The organism is Halomonas sp. SCS19 (assembly GCF_040147015.1).
In the GTDB taxonomy this organism is placed as follows: domain Bacteria; phylum Pseudomonadota; class Gammaproteobacteria; order Pseudomonadales; family Halomonadaceae; genus Halomonas; species Halomonas litopenaei.
Genome location: NZ_JAMSHN010000001.1, coordinates 1156789 through 1176106, shown reverse-complemented (window position 1 = coordinate 1176106; position 19318 = coordinate 1156789). Strand labels below are relative to the sequence as shown.

Annotated in this window: 15 protein-coding genes and 8 tRNA genes; 17 read left to right on the top strand and 6 right to left on the bottom strand. The window is 63.6% G+C overall.

Annotated features, from left to right (window positions below; all coding sequences use genetic code 11):
• Complete coding sequence (ccoO, locus tag NFH97_RS04905) at positions 1-618, bottom strand: cytochrome-c oxidase, cbb3-type subunit II (protein ID WP_108131320.1); 618 nt, start codon at positions 616-618, stop codon at positions 1-3.
• A 23-nt stretch (positions 619-641) separates the two neighbouring features.
• Entirely contained in the window at positions 642-2066 is a 1425-nt protein-coding gene (ccoN, locus tag NFH97_RS04900) for a cytochrome-c oxidase, cbb3-type subunit I (protein WP_045992149.1), read from the bottom strand.
• Between the two features lie 165 nt (positions 2067-2231).
• On the opposite strand from ccoN, the gene NFH97_RS04895 reads away from it, so the two are divergent.
• The 10 genes from NFH97_RS04895 to NFH97_RS04850 all read left to right on the top strand — a co-directional run bounded on the left by NFH97_RS04895 (position 2232) and on the right by NFH97_RS04850 (position 11347).
• Complete coding sequence (locus tag NFH97_RS04895; protein WP_222515629.1) at positions 2232-2942, top strand: alpha/beta family hydrolase; 711 nt, start codon at positions 2232-2234, stop codon at positions 2940-2942.
• A gap of 179 nt (positions 2943-3121) precedes the next feature.
• Positions 3122-3197 (top strand) — tRNA-Val (locus tag NFH97_RS04890).
• Positions 3198-3237: 40 nt separating this feature from the next.
• Positions 3238-3314, top strand: a tRNA-Asp gene (locus NFH97_RS04885).
• Positions 3315-3343: 29 nt separating this feature from the next.
• A tRNA-Asp gene (locus NFH97_RS04880) sits at positions 3344-3420 on the top strand.
• Between the two features lie 63 nt (positions 3421-3483).
• Positions 3484-3560, top strand: a tRNA-Val gene (locus NFH97_RS04875).
• 3 nt (positions 3561-3563) lie between these two features.
• Positions 3564-3640 (top strand) — tRNA-Asp (locus NFH97_RS04870).
• 418 nt (positions 3641-4058) lie between these two features.
• The gene (locus NFH97_RS04865; RefSeq protein ID WP_287163144.1) at positions 4059-6071 is read left to right on the top strand and encodes an NADPH-dependent 2,4-dienoyl-CoA reductase; all 2013 of its coding nucleotides are present in this window, start codon (positions 4059-4061) and stop codon (positions 6069-6071) included.
• 337 nt (positions 6072-6408) lie between these two features.
• Positions 6409-8331 (top strand): PrkA family serine protein kinase, encoded by a 1923-nt coding sequence (locus NFH97_RS04860; RefSeq protein WP_108131323.1) that lies wholly within the window; start codon positions 6409-6411, stop codon positions 8329-8331.
• A 63-nt stretch (positions 8332-8394) separates the two neighbouring features.
• Positions 8395-9681, top strand: coding sequence for a YeaH/YhbH family protein (locus tag NFH97_RS04855; RefSeq protein WP_045992146.1), 1287 nt, complete (start codon positions 8395-8397; stop codon positions 9679-9681).
• 100 nt (positions 9682-9781) lie between these two features.
• Positions 9782-11347 carry a SpoVR family protein gene (locus tag NFH97_RS04850; RefSeq protein WP_108131324.1) on the top strand — a complete coding sequence of 522 codons (1566 nt, stop codon included), beginning with the start codon at positions 9782-9784 and terminating at the stop codon, positions 11345-11347.
• 127 nt (positions 11348-11474) lie between these two features.
• On the opposite strand, the gene NFH97_RS04845 is transcribed toward NFH97_RS04850, so the two are convergent.
• The gene (locus tag NFH97_RS04845) at positions 11475-11789 is read right to left on the bottom strand and encodes a high-potential iron-sulfur protein (protein WP_045992144.1); all 315 of its coding nucleotides are present in this window, start codon (positions 11787-11789) and stop codon (positions 11475-11477) included.
• Between the two features lie 346 nt (positions 11790-12135).
• Here NFH97_RS04845 and NFH97_RS04840 point away from each other — a divergent pair, with 346 nt between their 5' ends.
• Positions 12136-12411: an Lrp/AsnC family transcriptional regulator gene (locus tag NFH97_RS04840; protein ID WP_045992143.1), complete on the top strand. Its 276-nt coding sequence runs from the start codon at positions 12136-12138 to the stop codon at positions 12409-12411.
• 115 nt (positions 12412-12526) lie between these two features.
• Positions 12527-13399 carry a DNA/RNA non-specific endonuclease gene (locus NFH97_RS04835; RefSeq protein ID WP_315901102.1) on the top strand — a complete coding sequence of 291 codons (873 nt, stop codon included), beginning with the start codon at positions 12527-12529 and terminating at the stop codon, positions 13397-13399.
• Positions 13400-13600: 201 nt separating this feature from the next.
• Here NFH97_RS04835 and NFH97_RS04830 read toward each other — a convergent pair.
• From NFH97_RS04830 to NFH97_RS04820, 3 genes are all read right to left on the bottom strand, one after another.
• Positions 13601-13687: transfer RNA gene (locus NFH97_RS04830), tRNA-Leu, on the bottom strand.
• Positions 13688-13752: 65 nt separating this feature from the next.
• Positions 13753-13839: transfer RNA gene (locus NFH97_RS04825), tRNA-Leu, on the bottom strand.
• Positions 13840-13904: 65 nt separating this feature from the next.
• Positions 13905-13991 (bottom strand) — tRNA-Leu (locus NFH97_RS04820).
• Between the two features lie 263 nt (positions 13992-14254).
• Between NFH97_RS04820 and rnr the strand changes: the two genes are divergently transcribed.
• The 5 genes from rnr to NFH97_RS04795 all read left to right on the top strand — a co-directional run bounded on the left by rnr (position 14255) and on the right by NFH97_RS04795 (position 19318).
• Positions 14255-16729: a ribonuclease R gene (gene rnr, locus NFH97_RS04815; protein WP_108131325.1), complete on the top strand. Its 2475-nt coding sequence runs from the start codon at positions 14255-14257 to the stop codon at positions 16727-16729.
• 156 nt (positions 16730-16885) lie between these two features.
• A complete protein-coding gene (gene rlmB, locus NFH97_RS04810) occupies positions 16886-17647 on the top strand; it encodes a 23S rRNA (guanosine(2251)-2'-O)-methyltransferase RlmB (protein WP_502878709.1) in 762 nt (253 codons plus the stop codon).
• 164 nt (positions 17648-17811) lie between these two features.
• Positions 17812-18183 (top strand): 30S ribosomal protein S6, encoded by a 372-nt coding sequence (gene rpsF / locus NFH97_RS04805; protein ID WP_045992140.1) that lies wholly within the window; start codon positions 17812-17814, stop codon positions 18181-18183.
• A 45-nt stretch (positions 18184-18228) separates the two neighbouring features.
• Complete coding sequence (gene rpsR / locus NFH97_RS04800) at positions 18229-18456, top strand: 30S ribosomal protein S18 (protein WP_016853668.1); 228 nt, start codon at positions 18229-18231, stop codon at positions 18454-18456.
• A 10-nt stretch (positions 18457-18466) separates the two neighbouring features.
• Positions 18467-19318 carry a hypothetical protein gene (locus NFH97_RS04795; protein ID WP_222515625.1) on the top strand — a complete coding sequence of 284 codons (852 nt, stop codon included), beginning with the start codon at positions 18467-18469 and terminating at the stop codon, positions 19316-19318.

The following is a 19318-nucleotide window of genomic DNA, read 5'->3' as shown; positions in this document are numbered from 1 at the left end:
TTACGGGCTCTTCGCCGAGCTGGGCAACACCGTGCCAAGCTGCTGCAGGTAGGCGACCAGGGCGGTGATTTCACGCTCACCGCGGACCTCGCTGGTGGCGTTGGCGATCTGCTCGTCGGTGTAAGGCACGCCCAGTTTCTGAAGGGTGCGCATCTTGGCCGGGGTGTCCTCGCCGTCCAGGGTGTTCTCGAACAGCCAGGGGTAGGCCGGCATCACCGATTCGGGCACCACGTCCCGCGGGTTGTAGAGGTGGGCACGATGCCAGTCGTCACTGTAGCGACCGCCGACGCGGGCCAGGTCCGGGCCGGTGCGCTTGGACCCCCACAGGAAGTTGTGCTCGTAGACGGATTCACCGGCCACACTGTAGTGGCCATAGCGCTCGGTCTCGGCACGGAAGGGGCGAATCATCTGCGAATGACAGCCGACGCAGCCTTCGCGGCGATAGATGTCCCGGCCTTCCAGTTCCAGTGCGGACAGCGGCTCGAGGCCCTCGACCGGCTCCGTGGTCTGCTTCTGGAAGAACAGCGGTACGATCTCGGCCAGGCCACCGAAGCTGATCACCACCAGCACCAGTACCGCCATCAAACCGACGTTCTTTTCTATGATCTCGTGTTTCATGTCAGTCTCGGTCCTTCGTTGACTCAGGCGGTCTGGGGCAGGGGCGCGCCGCGCTTGGCGGAACCCTTGACGGTCATGGCCACGTTGACGGCCATGATCAGCATGCCGGTCACCCAGAAAAGGCCACCGATCAGGCGCACGATGTAGCCGGGGCCGCTGGCCTCGACGGTCTCGACGAAGGTGTACATCAAGGTGCCGTCTTCGTTGATGGCGCGCCACATCAGGCCCTGCAGGATGCCGTTGACCCACATCGCGGCGATGTACAGCACGGTGCCGATGGTGGCCAGCCAGAAGTGCACCGCCACCAGCTTGACGGAGTACATCTCGGTGTGACCGAACAGGCGTGGAATCAGGTGGTACATCGAGCCGATGGTGATCATCGCGACCCAGCCGAGGGCGCCGGCGTGGACGTGACCGATGGTCCAGTCGGTGTAGTGGGACAGGGCGTTGACGGTCTTCACCGCCATCATCGGGCCTTCGAAGGTCGACATGCCGTAGAACGACAACGCGACGACGAGAAAGCGCAGGGTCGGGTCGGTTCGCAGCTTATGCCAGGCCCCGGAGAGGGTCATCATGCCGTTGATCATGCCGCCCCAGGAGGGCGCCAGCAGAATGATCGACATCACCATGCCCAGCGACTGCGCCCAGTTCGGCAGGGCGGTGTAGTGCAGGTGGTGGGGGCCGGCCCACATGTAGACCATGATCAGCGCCCAGAAGTGGACGATGGACAGGCGGTAGGAGTAGACCGGGCGCTCGGCTTGCTTGGGCACAAAGTAATACATCATGCCGAGGAAGCCGGCGGTCAGGAAGAAGCCTACCGCGTTGTGGCCGTACCACCACTGCACCATGGCGTCGATGGCGCCGGAGTAGATGGAGATGGAGTAGGTGGCGGTGACCGGAAGGGCCGCGCTGTTGACGATGTGCAGTACGGCAACGGTCAGGATGAAGGCGGCGAAGAACCAGTTGGCCACGTAGATGTGGGAGGTCTTGCGGACCTTGATGGTGCCTAGGAAGACGGCTGCGTAGGTCACCCACACCACCGCGAGCAGAATGTCGATGGGCCATTCCAGCTCGGCGTATTCCTTGACCTCGGTGAGGCCCAGCGGCAGGGTGACGACCGCGCACAGGATGACCGCCTGGTAGCCCCAGAAGGTAAAGGCGGCCAGCTTGTCGCTGATCAGCCTCACCTGGCAGGTGCGCTGGACGACGTAGTAGGACGTCGCGAACAGGGCGGAGCCGCCGAAGGCGAAGATGACCGCATTGGTATGCAGCGGGCGAAGCCGACCGAAGCTTGTCCAGGGCAAGCCAAGGTTGAGTTCCGGCCAGACCAGTTGGGCGGCGAGAATCACACCGAGGGTCATGCCCACGATGCCCCACACCACCGTCATGATCGCGAACTGCCGGACCACCTTGTAGTTGTAGGTCGGATGTTCAAATGCTGTGCTCATGATCAGTTTCCCATCGATCGCGTAAAGGGGACGATCCCCCGGCCATAGTGCCTGCCCGGCAATTGCCTCAGAATGATGCAGATCAACAACCACTCAGAATTCTAGCCCAGCCTGGCAGTGAGAAGAACTTAGCCTCTGGTGGCAGTGAACTTTGGAAACTTTGCCGTGTCACAACTCGTTTTACCCGACGCTTTTACTCAGGAATTCAGCCAGGCACTCGCCGCCGGGCACCGTGGCGAGTGGCAGGTGCCCGGCCTGGCGCCGGTGATCCTGGAGGGACCACCTTGCCGAGACGTGTTGTTGCTGGCGCATGGGGCCGGTGCCGGACACGATTCACCCTTTTTGCTTGAATGGCGCGCGGCGCTGGCCAGGGCCGGCGTACAGACGCTGTCATTCGAGTTTGCCTATCTGCGCGAGATGCGTGCGGCGGGGCGTCGGCGGCCGCCGCCCAGGGTGGCTCGGCTGGTGGAGGAAATGCGCCTCTGGCGTGACGTTTTGTCGCAGTTGGTGCCGGGGGCGCTGTGGCTCGGCGGCAAGTCCATGGGCGGGCGGGTGGCCAGTCTGCTGGCCGCCGAGGACGGTGCACCGGGGCTGGTGCTGGCTGGCTACCCCTTTCATCCCGTGGGCAAGCCCGAGCGCCTGCGTCTGGATCACTGGCCGTCGCTGGCTTGCCCTCTGGTGGTACTGCAGGGTACCCGGGACCCTTTCGGTACTCGCGACGAGGTGGCGGGCTATGAGTTGCCGGCGCATGCGCGTCTTGAATGGCTCGAGGATGGCGACCACGACTGGTCGCCGCGGCGCTTGAGTGGACTGTCGCGCCAGGACCTGATGGGAAAGGCGGCGCGCGCTACCGCGGACGCCATGGGCAAGTCGTGAGCGCTTCTTTCTACAAGGGTGGATATCACGGCGCTGTGGCGCCAGCCCTTGTGGCGTCTGGCTTTCGGCCCAAGTCGATGAATGCACGGACAAAAGTCGGGACAAAAAAAACGAGAAAGATGCGTGGGGCGCGTTGACATCTCCCGGATGTTCTGTAGAATGCAGCGCCACGTGACCAGGGGTGGTTAGCTCAGCTGGGAGAGCACCAGCCTTACAAGCTGGGGGTCACAGGTTCGAACCCTGTACCACCCACCATCATGAAAATGATGGATGGACACGTAGAGTAGAGAGCGCTGGACCGGTAGTTCAGTTGGTTAGAATGCCGGCCTGTCACGCCGGAGGTCGCGGGTTCGAGTCCCGTCCGGTCCGCCAGCGTCTCTTCTCGAATTGGTCATCATTGCGGACCGGTAGTTCAGTTGGTTAGAATGCCGGCCTGTCACGCCGGAGGTCGCGGGTTCGAGTCCCGTCCGGTCCGCCACGATGACAAGCCAAAGACGACGTCTTCAGGAAACTCGAGACATCGCACCGTGTGAAATAACGTGGGTGATTAGCTCAGTTGGTTAGAGCACCAGCCTCACATGCTGGGGGTCACTGGTTCGAATCCGGTATCACCCACCACGCGGACCGGTAGTTCAGTTGGTTAGAATGCCGGCCTGTCACGCCGGAGGTCGCGGGTTCGAGTCCCGTCCGGTCCGCCAGTTTCACTCGATCCAGTTCGCTGGAAAAGTCCGGTCCTGTTACCGGCGCTTATTTCGGAAGGCCCCGCTGCTACGCAGCGGGGCCTTTTTCGTGTGCGTCAGGTCAGCGGTGGTGGACGAGGGTTGACTGGAGGGCTATCCAGAGAGCTGTTCCAGGAGGGCGATTCCAGGGGCTATTTTAGGAGCTGTTTCAGGAGCTCTTTCAAGAGCTCTTTCAAGAGCTATCCCCGGAGCTGGCCAGAAAGAAACCTTTGCCCGACGATGCGTTTTGCGCGCATTTTCATCGAGGGGGGTGGCAGAGGGTGGACTGCTATCATACAGTTGTTTGAAATTGGTCGATGAGTGGCGCCAATTGTGTGAGCGCGCCATCCGACACCGCCAACAACAACGCGCAGCCTGTGCTGCGAAGGACCGCCCCGTGACCGCCTATCCCCAGCTCTTCACTCCCTTGCGCCTGGGCCATCTGAGCCTGCCCAATCGTGTGCTGATGGGCTCCATGCATACCAACCTGGAAGAAGCACCGCGCGGCTTCGAGCGTCTGGCCGCCTTCTACGCCGAGCGCGCCCGCGAGGGAGTGGCGCTGATTGTGACCGGCGGCATCGCCCCCAACGCCGAAGGCGCCGTCTTCCAGGGGGCCTCGCAGTTGACCAGCGAGGACCAGCTCGAGGGACACCGTCAGGTCGTCGAGGCGGTGCACGCCGAGGGCGGACGCATCTGCATGCAGATCCTGCACGCTGGGCGCTACGCCTATTCGCCGGAGCTGGTGGCGCCGTCGGCGATCCAGGCGCCGATCAATCCCTTCGTGCCGCGTGAGCTTACTGACGAGGATGTGGAGCGGCAGATCGACGACTACGTGCGCTGCGCGCGCCTGGCCCAGCAGGCCGGCTACGATGGCGTCGAGATCATGGGGTCCGAGGGCTACCTGATCAACCAGTTCATCTGTCGGCGCACCAATCAGCGCCAGGATCGCTGGGGCGGCGACTTCGACAATCGCTGTCGCTTTGCGCTGGAGATTTTGCGCCGGGTACGCGCGGCGGTGGGGGATCGCTTTCTGCTGATCTACCGGCTGTCGATGATCGACCTGGTGGAGGACGGCAGCACCCATGACGAGGTCATCGCCCTGGGGCGGGCGGTGGAAGCCGCCGGTGCCGACGTGATCAACACCGGCATCGGCTGGCACGAGGCCAGGGTGCCGACCATCGTCACCAGTGTGCCGCGGGCGGCCTTTACCGAGGTGTCCCGGCGCATGCGCCAGGCGGTGACAATTCCGCTGATCACCACCAACCGCATCAACATGCCCGAGGTGGCCGAGCGGGTGCTCGCCGAGGGCCACGCCGACATGGTCTCCATGGCTCGGCCTCTGCTGGCCGACCCCGCCTGGGTGGCCAAGGCTCGCGGCGACAGGGCAGACGAGATCAACACCTGCATCGCCTGCAACCAGGCCTGCCTCGACCACACCTTCCAGGGCAAGCTGACCTCGTGCCTGGTCAACCCTCGCGCCTGTCACGAGACCGAGCTGTCGCTGGAGCCGGCCGCCACGCCGCAGACGGTGGCGGTGGTAGGGGGCGGTCCTGCTGGACTCGCTACCGCCGTCAGTGCCGCCGAGCGGGGCCACAGGGTCACCCTGTTCGAGCGCCAGGCCAGTCTGGGGGGGCAGTTCAACTTTGCCCGTCGGATACCTGGCAAGGAGGAGTTCGACGAGACGCTGCGCTACTTCCGGGTCATGCTCGACAAGACCGGTGTCGACGTCAGGCTGTCCTGTGAAGCAACGGTGGCTGATCTTGAGGGCTTTGATCATGTGGTGCTGGCCACCGGCGTCCGTCCCCGCCAGCTTCAGTTGCCCGGTGCCGATCATGCCAGTGTGCTGAGCTACGCAGAGGCAATCGAGTCACCCGGGCGGGTCGGGCGGCGGGTCGCCATCATCGGCGCCGGCGGTATCGGCTTTGACGTGGCGGAGTTACTGACCCACGTCGCCCCGGGTGACGACCCCCTGGCCGAGTGGTGTGACGAGTGGGGCGTGGATCTCTCCGTGAGCGCGCCGGGAGGGCTCAAGCCCGCACAGCGTCCCGAGTCACCGCGGGAGGTCTTTCTGCTGCAGCGCAAGAGCTCCAAGCCCGGCAAGGGGCTCGGCACTACCTCTGGCTGGGTGCATCGGGCCTCGCTGCGCCATCGGGGAGTCCAGGCGATACCCGGCTGCGAGTATCAGCGTATCGACGACCAGGGCCTGCATCTGAGCGTTGACGGCGAGGAGCGCACCCTGGCCGTGGACAGTGTGGTGGTGTGTGCCGGGCAGGAGTCGGTGCGTGAGCTGGTAGCGCCACTTGAGGCCGCCGGCGTTCGGGTGTCGATCATCGGTGGGGCGGACAAGGCAGCGGAGCTGGACGCCAAGCGCGCCATCGATCAGGGCGTGCGTCTGGCGGCGTCACTGTAGGATTGTCGACAATAAAATATGCAGATTCGGTAATCCTCAGGAGGTGCGCTGTCGTGCCTCATGAGGACCGGGCAGGTGGCGTCCGGCGCTGGCTTCCCGGCCGTCGGCTACCTCGGCTTTGGTGCCTCTTGACCCTCTTAGGTCGAATTACGTCTGGACAATGAAACGCTTCTGCTGGCATGAGTTCTTATAGGTAAGGACGTTCAGCGTTGAAGATCCGAGCATCGTCATTGGCTAATGCTGTTCTACGCTGAGAGTACCCCCTCGACAAGGGCGATGGCAGGCAAGGGTGGGTGACGTCGTCCAGATCGAGTCCCGGGCATCACAGGAGGCATCGATGAGCATCTTCGACCATGTGCAGAACCGCTTCGCTCGCGTCCAGCAGGAAGAAATGTCCCTGCAGGAATATCTGGAACTCTGCCGTCAAGACCCTTCCGTCTACGCCAGTGCGCCAGAGCGCATGCTGGAGGCCATCGGTGAACCGGAGGTGATCGACACCGCCAAGGACCCGAGGCTGGCGCGGATCTTTTCCAACAAGGTGATACGCCGCTACCCGGCGTTCAGTGAATTCCATGGCATGGAGGAGGCCATCGAGCAGATCGTGGCCTACTTCCGCCACGCCGCTCAGGGCCTGGAAGAGAAAAAGCAGATTCTCTACCTGCTGGGGCCGGTGGGGGGCGGCAAGTCGTCGTTGGCCGAGCGGCTCAAGCTGTTGATGGAAAAAGTGCCGTTCTACGCCATCAAGGGTTCTCCGGTGCACGAGTCCCCGCTTGGCCTGTTCTCGCCCGAAGAAGACGGCGAGCTGCTCGAGAAGGAGTACGGCATTCCCGGTCGCCACCTGCGCAGCGTGATGTCGCCCTGGGCAGCCAAGCGACTCAAGGAGTCCGGTGGTGACATCTCCCAGTTCCGGGTGGTGCGGCTGTATCCCTCGCGGCTCAATCAGATCGCCATCTCCAAGACCGAGCCTGGCGACGAGAACAACCAGGACATCTCCTCGCTGGTGGGCAAGGTGGACATCCGCCAGCTCGAGCTCTACTCCCAGGATGATCCGGACGCCTACAGCTTCTCCGGTGGCCTGTGTCGAGCCAACCAGGGCCTGATGGAGTTCGTCGAGATGTTCAAGGCGCCGATCAAGGTGCTGCACCCGCTGCTGACCGCCACCCAGGAAGGCAACTACAACCCCACCGAGGGCATGGGCGCGATACCCTTCGATGGCGTCGTGCTGGCCCACTCCAACGAGAGCGAGTGGCAGGCGTTCCGCAACAATCGCAACAACGAGGCCTTCCTCGACCGGGTCTACATCGTCAAGGTGCCTTACTGCCTGCGGGTCTCCGAAGAGATCAACATCTACAAGAAGCTGCTCGAGCACTCCTCGCTCAACCAGGCTCCCTGCGCGCCGGATACCCTGCGCATGCTGGCCCAGTTCTCGGTGCTGTCGCGGCTCAAGGAGCCGGAGAACTCAAGCGTCTACTCCAAGATGCGGGTCTATGACGGCGAGAACCTCAAGGACACCGATCCCAAGGCCAAGTCGATCCAGGAGTATCGCGACAGCGCCGGGGTGGACGAGGGCATGGACGGGTTGTCCACACGCTTCGCCTTCAAGATCCTGTCGAAGGTGTTCAACTTCGACAACCATGAGGTGGCGGCCAATCCGGTGCACCTGCTGTATGTGCTGGAGCAGCGTCTGGAGCAGGAGCAGTTGCCCAAGGAAACCTTCGAACGTTACCTGCGCTACATCAAGGAGTACCTGGCGCCGCGCTACGTCGACTTCATCGGCAAGGAGATCCAGACCGCCTACCTGGAGTCCTACTCCGAGTACGGTCAGAACATCTTCGACCGCTACGTCACCTACGCCGACTTCTGGATCCAGGATCAGGAGTACCGGGATCCCGAGACCGGCGAGCTGTTCGATCGCCAGTCGCTCAATGACGAGCTGGAAAAGATCGAGAAGCCGGCGGGCATCTCCAATCCCAAGGACTTCCGCCACGAGGTGGTCAACTTCGTGCTCAGGGCACGTGCCCAGAACAACGGCATGAATCCGGGCTGGCAGTCCTACGAGAAGCTGCGTGGTGTGATCGAGCACAAGATGTTCGCCAACACCGAGGAGCTGCTGCCGGTGATTTCCTTCAACGCCAAGGCATCCTCTGCCGATATCAAGAAACATGAGGACTTCGTGGCGCGGATGAAGGATCGAGGCTACACCGAGAAGCAGGTGCGCCTGCTGTCGGAGTGGTACCTGAGGGTGCGCAAGTCGCAGTAGCCGTGAAGGCACCGGGAGCGTCCCGGTGCCTGCCACCCTTGTCGACTGCGCCCAGGAGGTCCCATGACCTACTTCATCGATCGCCGAGCCAACGCCAAGAACAAGAGCGCGGTCAACCGCCAGCGCTTTCTTGACCGTTATCGGACCCATATCAAGCGCTCCGTGGAGGAGGCGGTGAATCGCCGTTCCATCACCGACATGGAGCGCGGCGAGAAGGTCTCGATCCCGAGCCGTGATATCTCCGAGCCGGTGTTCCAGCACGGCAGTGGGGGGCGTCGCTCCATCGTCGCGCCGGGCAATCGCGAATTTCAGGAAGGGGATCGCCTGCGCCGTCCGGACGGTGGCGGCGGTGGTGGCGATGGCAGCGGCGAAGGCGGCGCTTCCAATCAGGGTGAGGGCATGGACGAGTTCGCCTTCACCCTGACGCGGGAGGAATTTCTCGAGTTTGTCTTCGACGGCCTGGAGTTGCCCCACCTGGAGCGCAAGCCGCTGGTCGACGTCGAGGAGGTGCGGCCGGTGCGCGCCGGGGTGTCCCGGGACGGGGTGCCGGCGAGGATCAACATCGTGCGCTCCATGCGCGAGGCCCAGGCCCGACGTATCGCCATGCGGGCGCCCATTCGTCGGGCCCTGCGCGAGGCTCAGGAGGCACTGGAGGTCGAGGAACGCAAGGATCCGGTGCTCAGAAACCCCGCTCGCATCCAGGAGCTCAAGGACGAGATCGAGCGCCTGGAGCGGCGCCTGGAGGCGGTGCCCTTCATCGACACCTACGATCTTCGCTACAACCACCTGATCAACCAGCCCCAGCCATCGAGCAAGGCGGTGATGTTCTGCGTGATGGACGTCTCCGGGTCGATGACCCAGGCCCACAAGGACATCGCCAAGCGCTTCTTCCTGCTGCTGTACCTGTTTCTCGAGCGCAGCTACGAGCGGGTCGAGCTGGTCTTCGTCAGGCATCATACTGCCGCCAAGGAGGTCGACGAGGAGGAGTTCTTCTACTCCCGGGAGACCGGCGGCACCATCGTCTCCAGCGCCTTGACCCTGGTCGACGAGATCATCGACAAGCGCTACCCGCCGGGGCAGTGGAATCTGTACGTGGCCCAGGCCTCGGATGGCGACAACTGGGACGATGATTCGGTGAACTGTCGCGAGCTCCTGACCAAGTCACTGATGGGGCGCCTGCAGTACTTCACCTACGTGGAGATCACGCCCCACGCCCACCAGGCCTTGTGGGAAGAGTACGAGCGGGTGGAGGCGGCCTATCCTGACCGTTTCGCCATGCGTCAGATCGTCGAGCCGGGGGATATCTATCCGGTGTTCCGTGCCTTGTTCAAGCGTCGCGCCGAGAGTTGACCTCTCGGTCGACTCGACAGCAGGCCGGGGCCTTGCGGCCCCTGAACAAGCGCTACGCAACTCCGGGCGATGATAGAGCCCCGGAGAGGAGGGGAGCTCCATGACCACCTTGACCAAGCGCCACGCCAAGCCCATCGCCACCGGCTCCGACTGGAGCTTTGACGATCTCACCGAGTTCGAGGCCGAGATCGCGCGACTGGCGGACGAGTACCGGCTCGATACCTACCCCAACCAGATCGAGATCATCACCACCGAGCAGATGATGGACGCCTACGCCAGCGTCGGCATGCCGGTGGGCTATCACCACTGGTCCTTCGGCAAGCAGTTTCTGGCGGTGGAGCAGGCCTATCGGCGTGGTCAGATGGGGCTGGCCTACGAACTGGTGATCAATTCAGACCCCTGCATCGCCTACCTGATGGAAGAGAACACCCTGATGATGCAGGTGCTGGTCATGGCGCACGCCTGCTATGGCCACAACTCCTTCTTCAAGGGCAACTATCTGTTTCGGACCTGGACCGACGCCTCCTCGATCGTCGACTACCTGGTGTTCGCCCGCAAGTACATCAGCCAGTGCGAAGAGCGCCACGGTGTCCAGGCGGTGGAGCAGCTGCTCGACGCCTGTCACGCCCTGCAGAATTATGGCGTCGACCGCTACAAGCGTCCGTCCCCGGTATCTCCCGAGGAGGAGGCTCGCCGTCAGCAGGAACGCGAAGACTACCTGCAGACCCAGGTCAACACCCTGTGGCGCACCATTCCGACCGGTGATGTGGGCAGCATCGCCGAGCCCATGGCGTCCGAGGACGATCCGCTGGGGCTTCGAGGTGGCGGGCGTTATCCGCCGGAGCCCCAGGAAAACCTGCTGTACTTCATCGAGAAGAACGCTCCGCTGCTGGCGCCCTGGCAACGTGAGGTGGTGCGCATCGTGCGCAAGCTGGCCCAGTATTTCTACCCCCAGCGCCAAACCCAGGTGATGAACGAAGGCTGGGCGACCTTCTGGCACTACACCCTGATGAATCGCTTGTTCGACGAGGGCGCGGTGGACGAAGGGCTGATCCTCGAGTTCCTGCAGTCGCACACCGCCGTGGTCAGTCAGCCGGCCTTCGATAGCCCCTACTACAACGGCATCAACCCCTACGCCCTGGGGTTCGCCATCTTCACCGACCTGAAGCGTATCTGCGAGGCGCCCAATGACGAGGACCGCGAGTGGTTCCCCGACATCGCCGGCAGTGACTGGCGCGAGACGTTGAACTTTGCCATGCGCAACTTCAAGGACGAGTCCTTCATCCAGCAGTTTCTCTCGCCCAAGGTGATTCGCGATCTGAAGCTGTTCCAGATCGTCGACGATGATCAGGAGGAGACCCTGGAAGTCGGCGCCATCCACGATGAGCGAGGCTACCGGCGGGTGCGCGAGGCGCTGTCCACGCAGTATGCGCTGTCGCTGCGTGAGCCCAATATTCAGGTCTACGAGGCGGATATCCGTGGTGATCGTTCGCTGACGCTGCGCCACGTGCAGGATCAGCGGCGACCGCTGGCACGCAGTGTCTATCCGGTGATCCGTCATCTGCATCAACTGTGGGGCTTTCCGGTCAAGTTGGAGTCCTGGGACGGCGACGAGGTGGTGCGTCGCTATCAGTGGCCGCTGCCGGACAGCGAAGAAGGCGCTTGAGACTCGGCAATAGCGGCAGACGACAACACCCCGGGCCATCGGCCCGGGGTGTTGTCGTTCTGGTGTGGCTCAGGGGCGCGCTCTTTTCAGCCTACCCCTGGTGAATCCGACGCTGGTCAGCCAGACGTCAGGGCTTGGCGGTCCAGGACTGGCACCACCCGCCCGGCTCCACGCTGTTCTGTGGGAACAGCTGGCAGCCTTCGGTCTCGGCGTTGAAGAACATGCAGTTGGCGCAGGTCTCTCCCTCTTCGTAGGCGGCGTTGCCACTGGCGTCGCTGGCGTTCTCGACGTAGCCGAGCGCCTTGGCCTGGGCGTTGTCGGTATCCAGGCGCGGCAGGCTCTGGGCCAGGGCGGTGCGGGACAGTACGCCAGCGCCTAGAGGCAGGGCGGCGATGCCCAGCAGACTGTGGCGCAGGAAGTCACGGCGGCTGTGCTTGGCCATGGTGGGGCTCCTCGTTGTGGCTCGATCGATGGTGATCGAAGTCGATAGTCGAACGGTCTTGGTTGGGTCCGTTTCTGCTGGACCGATGTTATCGAGTGTGCCCGGTGAGCCTGGGCGACCTCGTGCGCTCTAGGCGGCGCTGAACATTCAGATTAGCTAAGCCTTTGAGTCTTGGCGAATCCTCGCTACTCCGCTGCGGCAATCCGCCACGCAGGTGGTGCCTGTCGGGTGGTGCTGCCCGTGCCGCGCCGGCGCTGATATACTGCGCCGCGAGCACACCACATCTTGCCGTCTGTGCCGTGGGCTTGGTTGGCCAGGCGAAGACGGACATCGAAGGAGGGCGACCATGCAGAATGCAGTGATCCTGATCAATGCCGAAAAGGGCCAGGTCAAGGCGGTGGCGGAGCGCCTCGCCGAGGTCGACGGCATCAGCGAGGTGTACTCCACCTGTGGTCGCTACGACCTGGTGGCGATCGCGCGCACCCGTGATTTCGAGAGCCTGGCCGAACTCGTCACCGGGCGCCTGAACGCGGTGGAAGGGATCGCCGACACCGAGACCCTCAACGCCATGCAGGTGCACTCCCGTCACGACCTGGAGACCATGTTCTCGCTGGGGTGGTAGCAAGATCGCGTCGGCGGCCCGGTGACTGCGCCGGGCCGGCGCAACGCCGCTCGTTCGACGCGCCGGCGACCAGCACCTCTTCGCCATCTCGTGACTCTTTGCATCAAGGAAGCGTGTGGACCTTTCACTCGATCGCCTGATACCCCGCCCCCGAAACCTCCTTGTCTCGCTGGTGCTGGTCGCCGCGGGTGCCTTTCTGTGGCACAGCACAGAGCAGGGCTACCGTGATCGCATGAGCTGGATGGGGGTAACCGAGTGGGCCGAGCCCGGCGTCTTGTCCTTCACCCGCGTCATGCGTAACGATGGCTATCTGCTGGGATGGTCGGATGTCCGCGTCGGTGCGCTGTGGGTCAGCTATGAGCTACGCCAGAGCGGGGATCGGCAGATCGGGCCACGCCCCGGTTTTCGCCAGGACTGGCGCACGCTGTGGCCTGTCAGCACCACGAGCTACTCGGGCAGTGGTTACGACCGCGGCCACCTGGCCCCGAACTACGCCATGGCCAAGGTGTGGGGAGAAGACGCCCAGGACGACAGCTTTCTGATGAGCAACATGATGCCGCAGAAGCCCGCGCTCAATCGGCAGCTGTGGCAGCGCCTGGAGGAGGTGGTGATGGACCACTTCCTGCCGCGCTTCGGCCGGCTGCAGGTGATCACCGGCCCGATCTACGCCGAGACACGAATCACCGATCTCGAGATCGATCGTCTACTCGATCGCGTCGGCTTCGTCGAGGTGCCGGTGGCGTTCTACAAGATCGTGGTGGTGCCGGGCGATACGCCGCTGGCGGTGGCGTTTGTGATGCCCCAGGACGTGCGTGGCGACGAGTCGCTCAAGCAGTTTCTGGTCAGCATCGACGAGGTAGAAGCAAGCACCGGGCTGAATTTCCTGCCGCGGCTGGCGGCGAGCCAGGAAGCCGACTGGGAGTCGGTCGCGGGGGTCGGCGACTGGGCATTGTCCCAGGTGGCCGAGTTGCCCTCTCGATTCGACTAGGTAGAGAGTTCGCGGGTGCCGGAAAGACGGCGGAGCTGGCTGTTGCTGTTCTGCTGCGTCAGGAGGGGGCGCAGAGGGATAGTGCAAGAGGAAGGTGAGGTAGAGGGATAGCCGGGAGCGGTGCAGATTTCAGGCACAAAAAAACCGCGACGAGGCGCGGGTTCTTGTTGATCCGATGTGGATCCGTTGTCTGCATGACGATGGTGCCCAGGAGAGGACTTGAACCTCCACGTCCATAAGGACACTAGCACCTGAAGCTAGCGCGTCTACCAATTCCGCCACCTGGGCATGTCATGCGATTCTCTTGTCAATCTTGCATCAGTCTGTCGTGTTCGTCGACCCTGACGAGTCGATGGTGCCCAGGAGAGGACTTGAACCTCCACGTCCATAAGGACACTAGCACCTGAAGCTAGCGCGTCTACCAATTCCGCCACCTGGGCGAACACGTGCTGCTTGACTGACAAAGAGCGTGACGACTTGCATCGTCGTGATCCCGAAGGATCGTTGGTGCCCAGAAGAGGACTTGAACCTCCACGTCCATAAGGACACTAGCACCTGAAGCTAGCGCGTCTACCAATTCCGCCATCTGGGCAAGTGGCGCGTATGTTACCGAATCATCTGAATAATGCAAGCGTCTCGATAGGGAATCGCGCGATTTTTTTTGCCGTTGTGACCATCGCCTGAATGGGCCCTCGGTGGGCGGCGGGTCTATCCACGGGCGCTTATGGTTGGGTCAAGGCCGCGCCAGCGCTATACTGCGCGCATGTTACGACAAATTTTCGACAAGACCGCACGCTCGCGCCCGGGAGTCGGCGCTCACCTGCCGTCCTCGACCCTGCCAAGGATGCCTTTCGCATGACCCATTGGACGCTCGACGCCGACGAACACGCTCTCCGCGAAGCCCACAAGTACGACAACCCCGCCCCGTCCCGCGAATACCTGCTCAAGCGGCTCGAGGAAATCGGGGCGCCGGTGACCCATGAGGCCATGAGTGATCAGCTGGGTCTCGATGACGAGGACCTGCGCGAGGCTGTGCGTCGCCGACTGTCCGCGATGGAGCGGGACGGCCAGGTGCTGCGCAACCGTCGCAACGCCTATGCGCTGATCGACAAGCTCGATCTGATCAAGGGCAAGGTGCTGGGGCATCGGGACGGTTTCGGCTTTCTATTGCGCGACGACGGCAAGAAGCCTGATCTGGTGATCCCCCCGCGACAGATGCGCCGGGTGTTTCACGGTGACCACGTGCTGGTGCGCATCAGCGGACGCGATCGCAGGGGCCGTGACGAGGCCACGGTGGTGGACGTCATCGCGCGCAACACCCAGACCATCGTCGGTGTGTATCGCGAGAATACTCCCGAGTTCGGGGTACTGATCCCCGAGAACAATCGGATCACCCAGGAGGTGATCATCCCGCACAGCGCCTGTGGTGGCGCCCAGGACGGCCAGGTCATCTCGGCACGCATAGTCAAGCAGCCCGAGACCCGGGTGCAGCCGGTGGGTGAGGTCATCGAGGTGCTGGGAGAGCGTATGGATCCCGGTATGGAGATCGACATCGCGCTGAGAAGCTACGAGATCCCGTCCGAGTTTCCGCCGGATGTCACCGACCAGATCGCCAGCATGTCCGCCGAGGTCGCCGAGGAGGACAAGCTCCACCGCATCGACCTGCGTGACAAGCCGCTTGTCACCATCGATGACGAGACCGCCAAGGACTTCGACGACGCGGTGTGCGCCTACAAGACGCGTTCGGGCAGCTGGAAGCTTCTGGTGGCCATCGCCGACGTGTCGCACTACGTGCGTCCCGGCAGCCCGCTCGATCAGGAGGCCATCGCCCGCGGCAACTCGGTGTACTTCCCGGGGCAGGTAGTGCCGATGCTGCCGGAGCTGCTGTCCAATGGACTGTGCTCGCTGAATCCGGACGTCGATCGTCTGGCGCTGGTGTGCGAGCTCAACATCTCCAAGACCGGGGCCATCAGCCGTTATCGCTTCTACGAGGCGGTGTTCCGTTCCCATGCCCGGCTGACCTACAACAAGGTGGCGGCGATCCTTCAGGACGAGGGGGAGGAAGGCGAGGCCCTGCGCCAGGAGTACAAGTCGCTGGTGCCGTCGCTGAAGAACCTGCACAGCCTCTACCAGTTGCTGCGAGAAGCGCGCACCGAACGGGGTGCCATCGACTTCGAGACCACCGAGACCGCCATCGTCTTCAACGACGAGCGCAAGATCGAGAAGATCGTGCCGCGCTCGCGCAACGACGCCCACAAGATCATCGAGGAGTGCATGCTGGCGGCCAACGTTGCCACCGCGCGCTTCCTCGACAAGCACGACCTGCCGGCGCTGTACCGTATCCACGAGCGTCCGTCGCCGGAGCGCCTGGACAAGCTGCGGCTGTTCCTCAACGAGATCGGCATGTCACTCGGCGGTGGTGATGAACCGACGCCCCAGGACTACCGTGACCTGGCCGAGGCGATCAAGGGTCGCGACGATGCCGACATCATCCAGACGGTGATGCTGCGCTCGATGAGTCAGGCGGTGTATTCGCCCCACAACGAGGGCCACTTTGGCCTGGCCTACCCGGCCTACGCCCACTTTACCTCGCCGATTCGTCGCTATCCCGATCTGCTGGTGCACCGCGCCATTCGTTCGGTGATCCGCGGACCGCGCCAGACCAACACCGTGCTGCGCGCCGAGGGAGCGCCGGTGGAGCCGCCGACCAAGTGGTGTCCCTATACCTTCGAGCAGATGCTCGAACTTGGCGAGCACTGCTCGATGACCGAGCGTCGTGCCGACGACGCCACCCGTGACGTCGAGGGCTGGCTCAAGTGCGAGTTCATGTCCGACAAGCTCGGCGAGGTCTACGACGGTACCATCGCCTCGGTCACCCAGTTCGGTATCTTCGTGCGCCTCGACGCGTTCTATGTCGAGGGGCTGGTCCACGTCACCTCCTTGCCGTCGGACTACTACCACTACGAGCCCGAGAAGCATCGTCTCAAGGGCGAGCGTACCGGCACCAGCTATCGTCTGGGCGATGGGGTCACCGTTCAGGTGGCTCGAGTCGACCTCGACGAGCGCAAGATCGACTTCGAGATGGCCGACGACAAGCCGCGCCCTCGTCGGGCACCGCGCAAGCGTCGCGACGCAGGCGCGCAGGGCAAGGGGCGTAGCAATGGGCAAGGTGACAAGCCCGCCCAGGCCAGCAAGGGGCGTGGCGGCAGGTCGGCCCAGGGCGACACCAAGCGCCGTGCCGACGGCCCTTCCGGGGTCGGCGAACAGGACGCCCCGAAGAAGAAGGGCGGACGTCGGCGCCGCGGTCCGCGGCGTGGCAACAAGGGATGAACACCCGCGTGATGATTGACCAGGAGGCCGCCCGTGGCCAAGCATGATTCCAGACGCCGTCGCCACGGCCAGAGCCAGTCCCAGACGCATGACCAGGCGCGTACTCAGGCGCGTACTCAGGCGCGTGGCAAGGGGCGTGGTCAGCATGGTCCGGCAGTGCCGAACGGCCTCGACAGTGTGTTCGGCGTTCACGCCGTCCGGGCACTGCTGGAGCGTGGCGAATCACCCAAGGAACTGTGGGTGCAGGAGGGCGACGCAGAGCGTCGTCTCAGTGAGCTGGTCGATACCGCGCGCAGTCGCGGCGCCAGGCTCAGGAGCGTGCCTCGTGAAGAGCTCGACGGCCTTTCCCAGGGTGCCTCCCATCAGGGTATCGTGGCGTTCTGTCCGCCACTGGCGCCGGAGGGCGAGGAGTCCCTGTGGCACAAGCTCAAGGCCTGGCCGCTGGAGACGCCGCCGCTGTTGCTGATCCTCGATGGTGTCACCGACGTTCACAACTTCGGCGCCTGTCTACGCAGTGCCGACGCCGCCGGGGTGCACGGCGTGATCGTGCCCAAGGACAAGTCGGCACCGCTCAACGCCACCGTGCGCAAGGTGGCCTGCGGTGCCGCCGAGAGCGTGCCGGTCTATCAGGTGACCAACCTGGCCCGCGCCATGGCGCGACTGAAGGAAGAAGGGGTGTGGATCACCGGTACCGCCGGCGAGGCCGACGCCAGCGTCTTCGCTGCCGACTTCACCGGGCCCATGGCGCTGGTGATGGGGGCCGAGGGCAAGGGCATGCGTCGGTTGACCCGGGAGGCCTGCGACAACCTGGTCAAGCTGCCCATGGCGGGCACCGTCTCGAGTCTCAATGTGTCGGTGGCCACCGGCGTCTGTCTGTTCGAGGTGGTGCGCCAGCGCGAGCTCAAGGCCCGCGGATGACGGTGTCGCCCCAGCATCGGCTTGCAACCCTGATCACAACTCCGTAGAATCTGGGCGCCCGTGCGTTCTGCGCGGGACAGGCTAATTGTTATTCACTCCTTGCTTCCCCCGGCGCCGAGACTACTCAGGCCCCTGCGGAAGCTGCCAAACCGAAAGGAGAATCCATGCGTCACTACGAGATCGTCTTCATGGTCCACCCGGACCAGAGTGAGCAGGTTCCGGCCATGGTCGAGCGCTACACCAGCATCGTCACCGAGAACGCCGGTACTGTTCACCGTCTCGAGGATTGGGGCCGCCGTCACCTGGCCTACCCGATCAACAAGATCCACAAGGCTCACTACGTGCTGATGAACGTCGAGTGCAGCGGCGAGACCCTCGAGGAAATCGAGAACATCTTCCGTTTCAACGACGCCATCATTCGCAGCCTGGTGGTGCGCTGCAAGGAAGCCATCACCGAAGCGTCTCCGATGATGAAGCCGGTGGAAGAGAAGCGTGCCCGTCGCGAAGAAAAGCCGCGCACCGCTGAATCCGCCTGAGCCGCGCATCACTAGCTCTGCAACGCACGTATAAGGAGTCTTTCCATGGCACGCTTTTTCCGTCGCCGCAAGTTTTGCCGTTTCACCGCTGAAGGCGTGAAGCAGATCGACTACAAGGATCTGGACACGCTCAAGGCCTACATCACCGAGACCGGCAAGATCGTTCCCAGCCGCATCACCGGTACCAAGGCCCGTTACCAGCGCCAGCTGTCCACCGCGATCAAGCGCGCACGCTACCTGGCCCTGCTGCCTTACACCGACAGCCACCAGTAAGTCGTCGCCGATGCTGCCCGTCGCCCGATGGTCGATGAAAGGCATGCCCCAGGCGACTCTGGTCGCGCTGGTGGCGTCTGCGGTGCCCTGGCTGTTCTGGTTCGGGGCGGCGATTGCCGCTCTGGTGACCTTGCGCAAGGGCATGGCACCGGCGATGCCGGTGATCGCCGCTGCGGCGGTGCCGGCAGGCTGGTGGTGGACCCAGGGAGATCCGATCCCTCTGGCGACCACCCTGCTGGCGCTGTTGATGGCCATCGTGCTGCGCTCCCGCATGCGCTGGGGCGAGGCGCTGATCCTGGGGTCGCTGGCCGGCGCTGCGATGATCCAGTTGGGGGTGTTCCTGCCCAAGGCAGACACCGCCCTGATGCTGGAGCAGCTGCGCCAGAGTTCCTCCGAGGTGGCGGCCATGCTCGACGAGCTGGCTGCCCAGGGGCTCGACGCCAGTCGGCTGGCCGAGCTGGTCATCAGCGGTGTCACCGGTCTGGTGGTGATGCTCGCTGCGGTGGCCTGTCTGGCCCTGGCACGCAGCTGGCAGGCGGGGCTCTACAACCCGGGAGGTTTCCGGGAAGAGTTCCACGCCCTGCGGCTCACCCCGAGGGAGCTGATCCTGTTGGTGGTGCTGGTGATCGCCGGCACCCTGCTGGGTCTCCCCGGGATCGGCATGCTGGCCTGGATTCCGCTGCTGATGGCCGGCATCGGCCTGACACATGGTGTAGTTGGACGTAAGGGAATGAACGGGTTGTGGCTGGTCGCGTTCTATCTGCTGCTGATCACCACCTGGCCCATGATTCTCATCGTGCTGGTTGTGGCCCTGATCGATACCTTCGCGGACTTCCGCGGGCGTCTGGGTCACAGCAACTGA

Excerpts from the sequence above, each read along its gene's own strand:
- ccoO (WP_108131320.1), bottom strand. The coding sequence starts at position 618 with ATGAAACACGAGATCATAGAAAAGAACGTCGGTTTGATGGCGGTACTG.
- ccoN (WP_045992149.1), bottom strand. The coding sequence starts at position 2,066 with ATGAGCACAGCATTTGAACATCCGACCTACAACTACAAGGTGGTCCGG.
- NFH97_RS04860 (WP_108131323.1), top strand. The coding sequence starts at position 6,409 with ATGAGCATCTTCGACCATGTGCAGAACCGCTTCGCTCGCGTCCAGCAG.
- NFH97_RS04855 (WP_045992146.1), top strand. The coding sequence starts at position 8,395 with ATGACCTACTTCATCGATCGCCGAGCCAACGCCAAGAACAAGAGCGCG.
- NFH97_RS04850 (WP_108131324.1), top strand. The coding sequence starts at position 9,782 with ATGACCACCTTGACCAAGCGCCACGCCAAGCCCATCGCCACCGGCTCC.
- NFH97_RS04845 (WP_045992144.1), bottom strand. The coding sequence starts at position 11,789 with ATGGCCAAGCACAGCCGCCGTGACTTCCTGCGCCACAGTCTGCTGGGC.
- NFH97_RS04840 (WP_045992143.1), top strand. The coding sequence starts at position 12,136 with ATGCAGAATGCAGTGATCCTGATCAATGCCGAAAAGGGCCAGGTCAAG.
- rnr (WP_108131325.1), top strand. The coding sequence starts at position 14,255 with ATGACCCATTGGACGCTCGACGCCGACGAACACGCTCTCCGCGAAGCC.
- rpsF (WP_045992140.1), top strand. The coding sequence starts at position 17,812 with ATGCGTCACTACGAGATCGTCTTCATGGTCCACCCGGACCAGAGTGAG.
- rpsR (WP_016853668.1), top strand. The coding sequence starts at position 18,229 with ATGGCACGCTTTTTCCGTCGCCGCAAGTTTTGCCGTTTCACCGCTGAA.
- NFH97_RS04795 (WP_222515625.1), top strand. The coding sequence starts at position 18,467 with ATGCTGCCCGTCGCCCGATGGTCGATGAAAGGCATGCCCCAGGCGACT.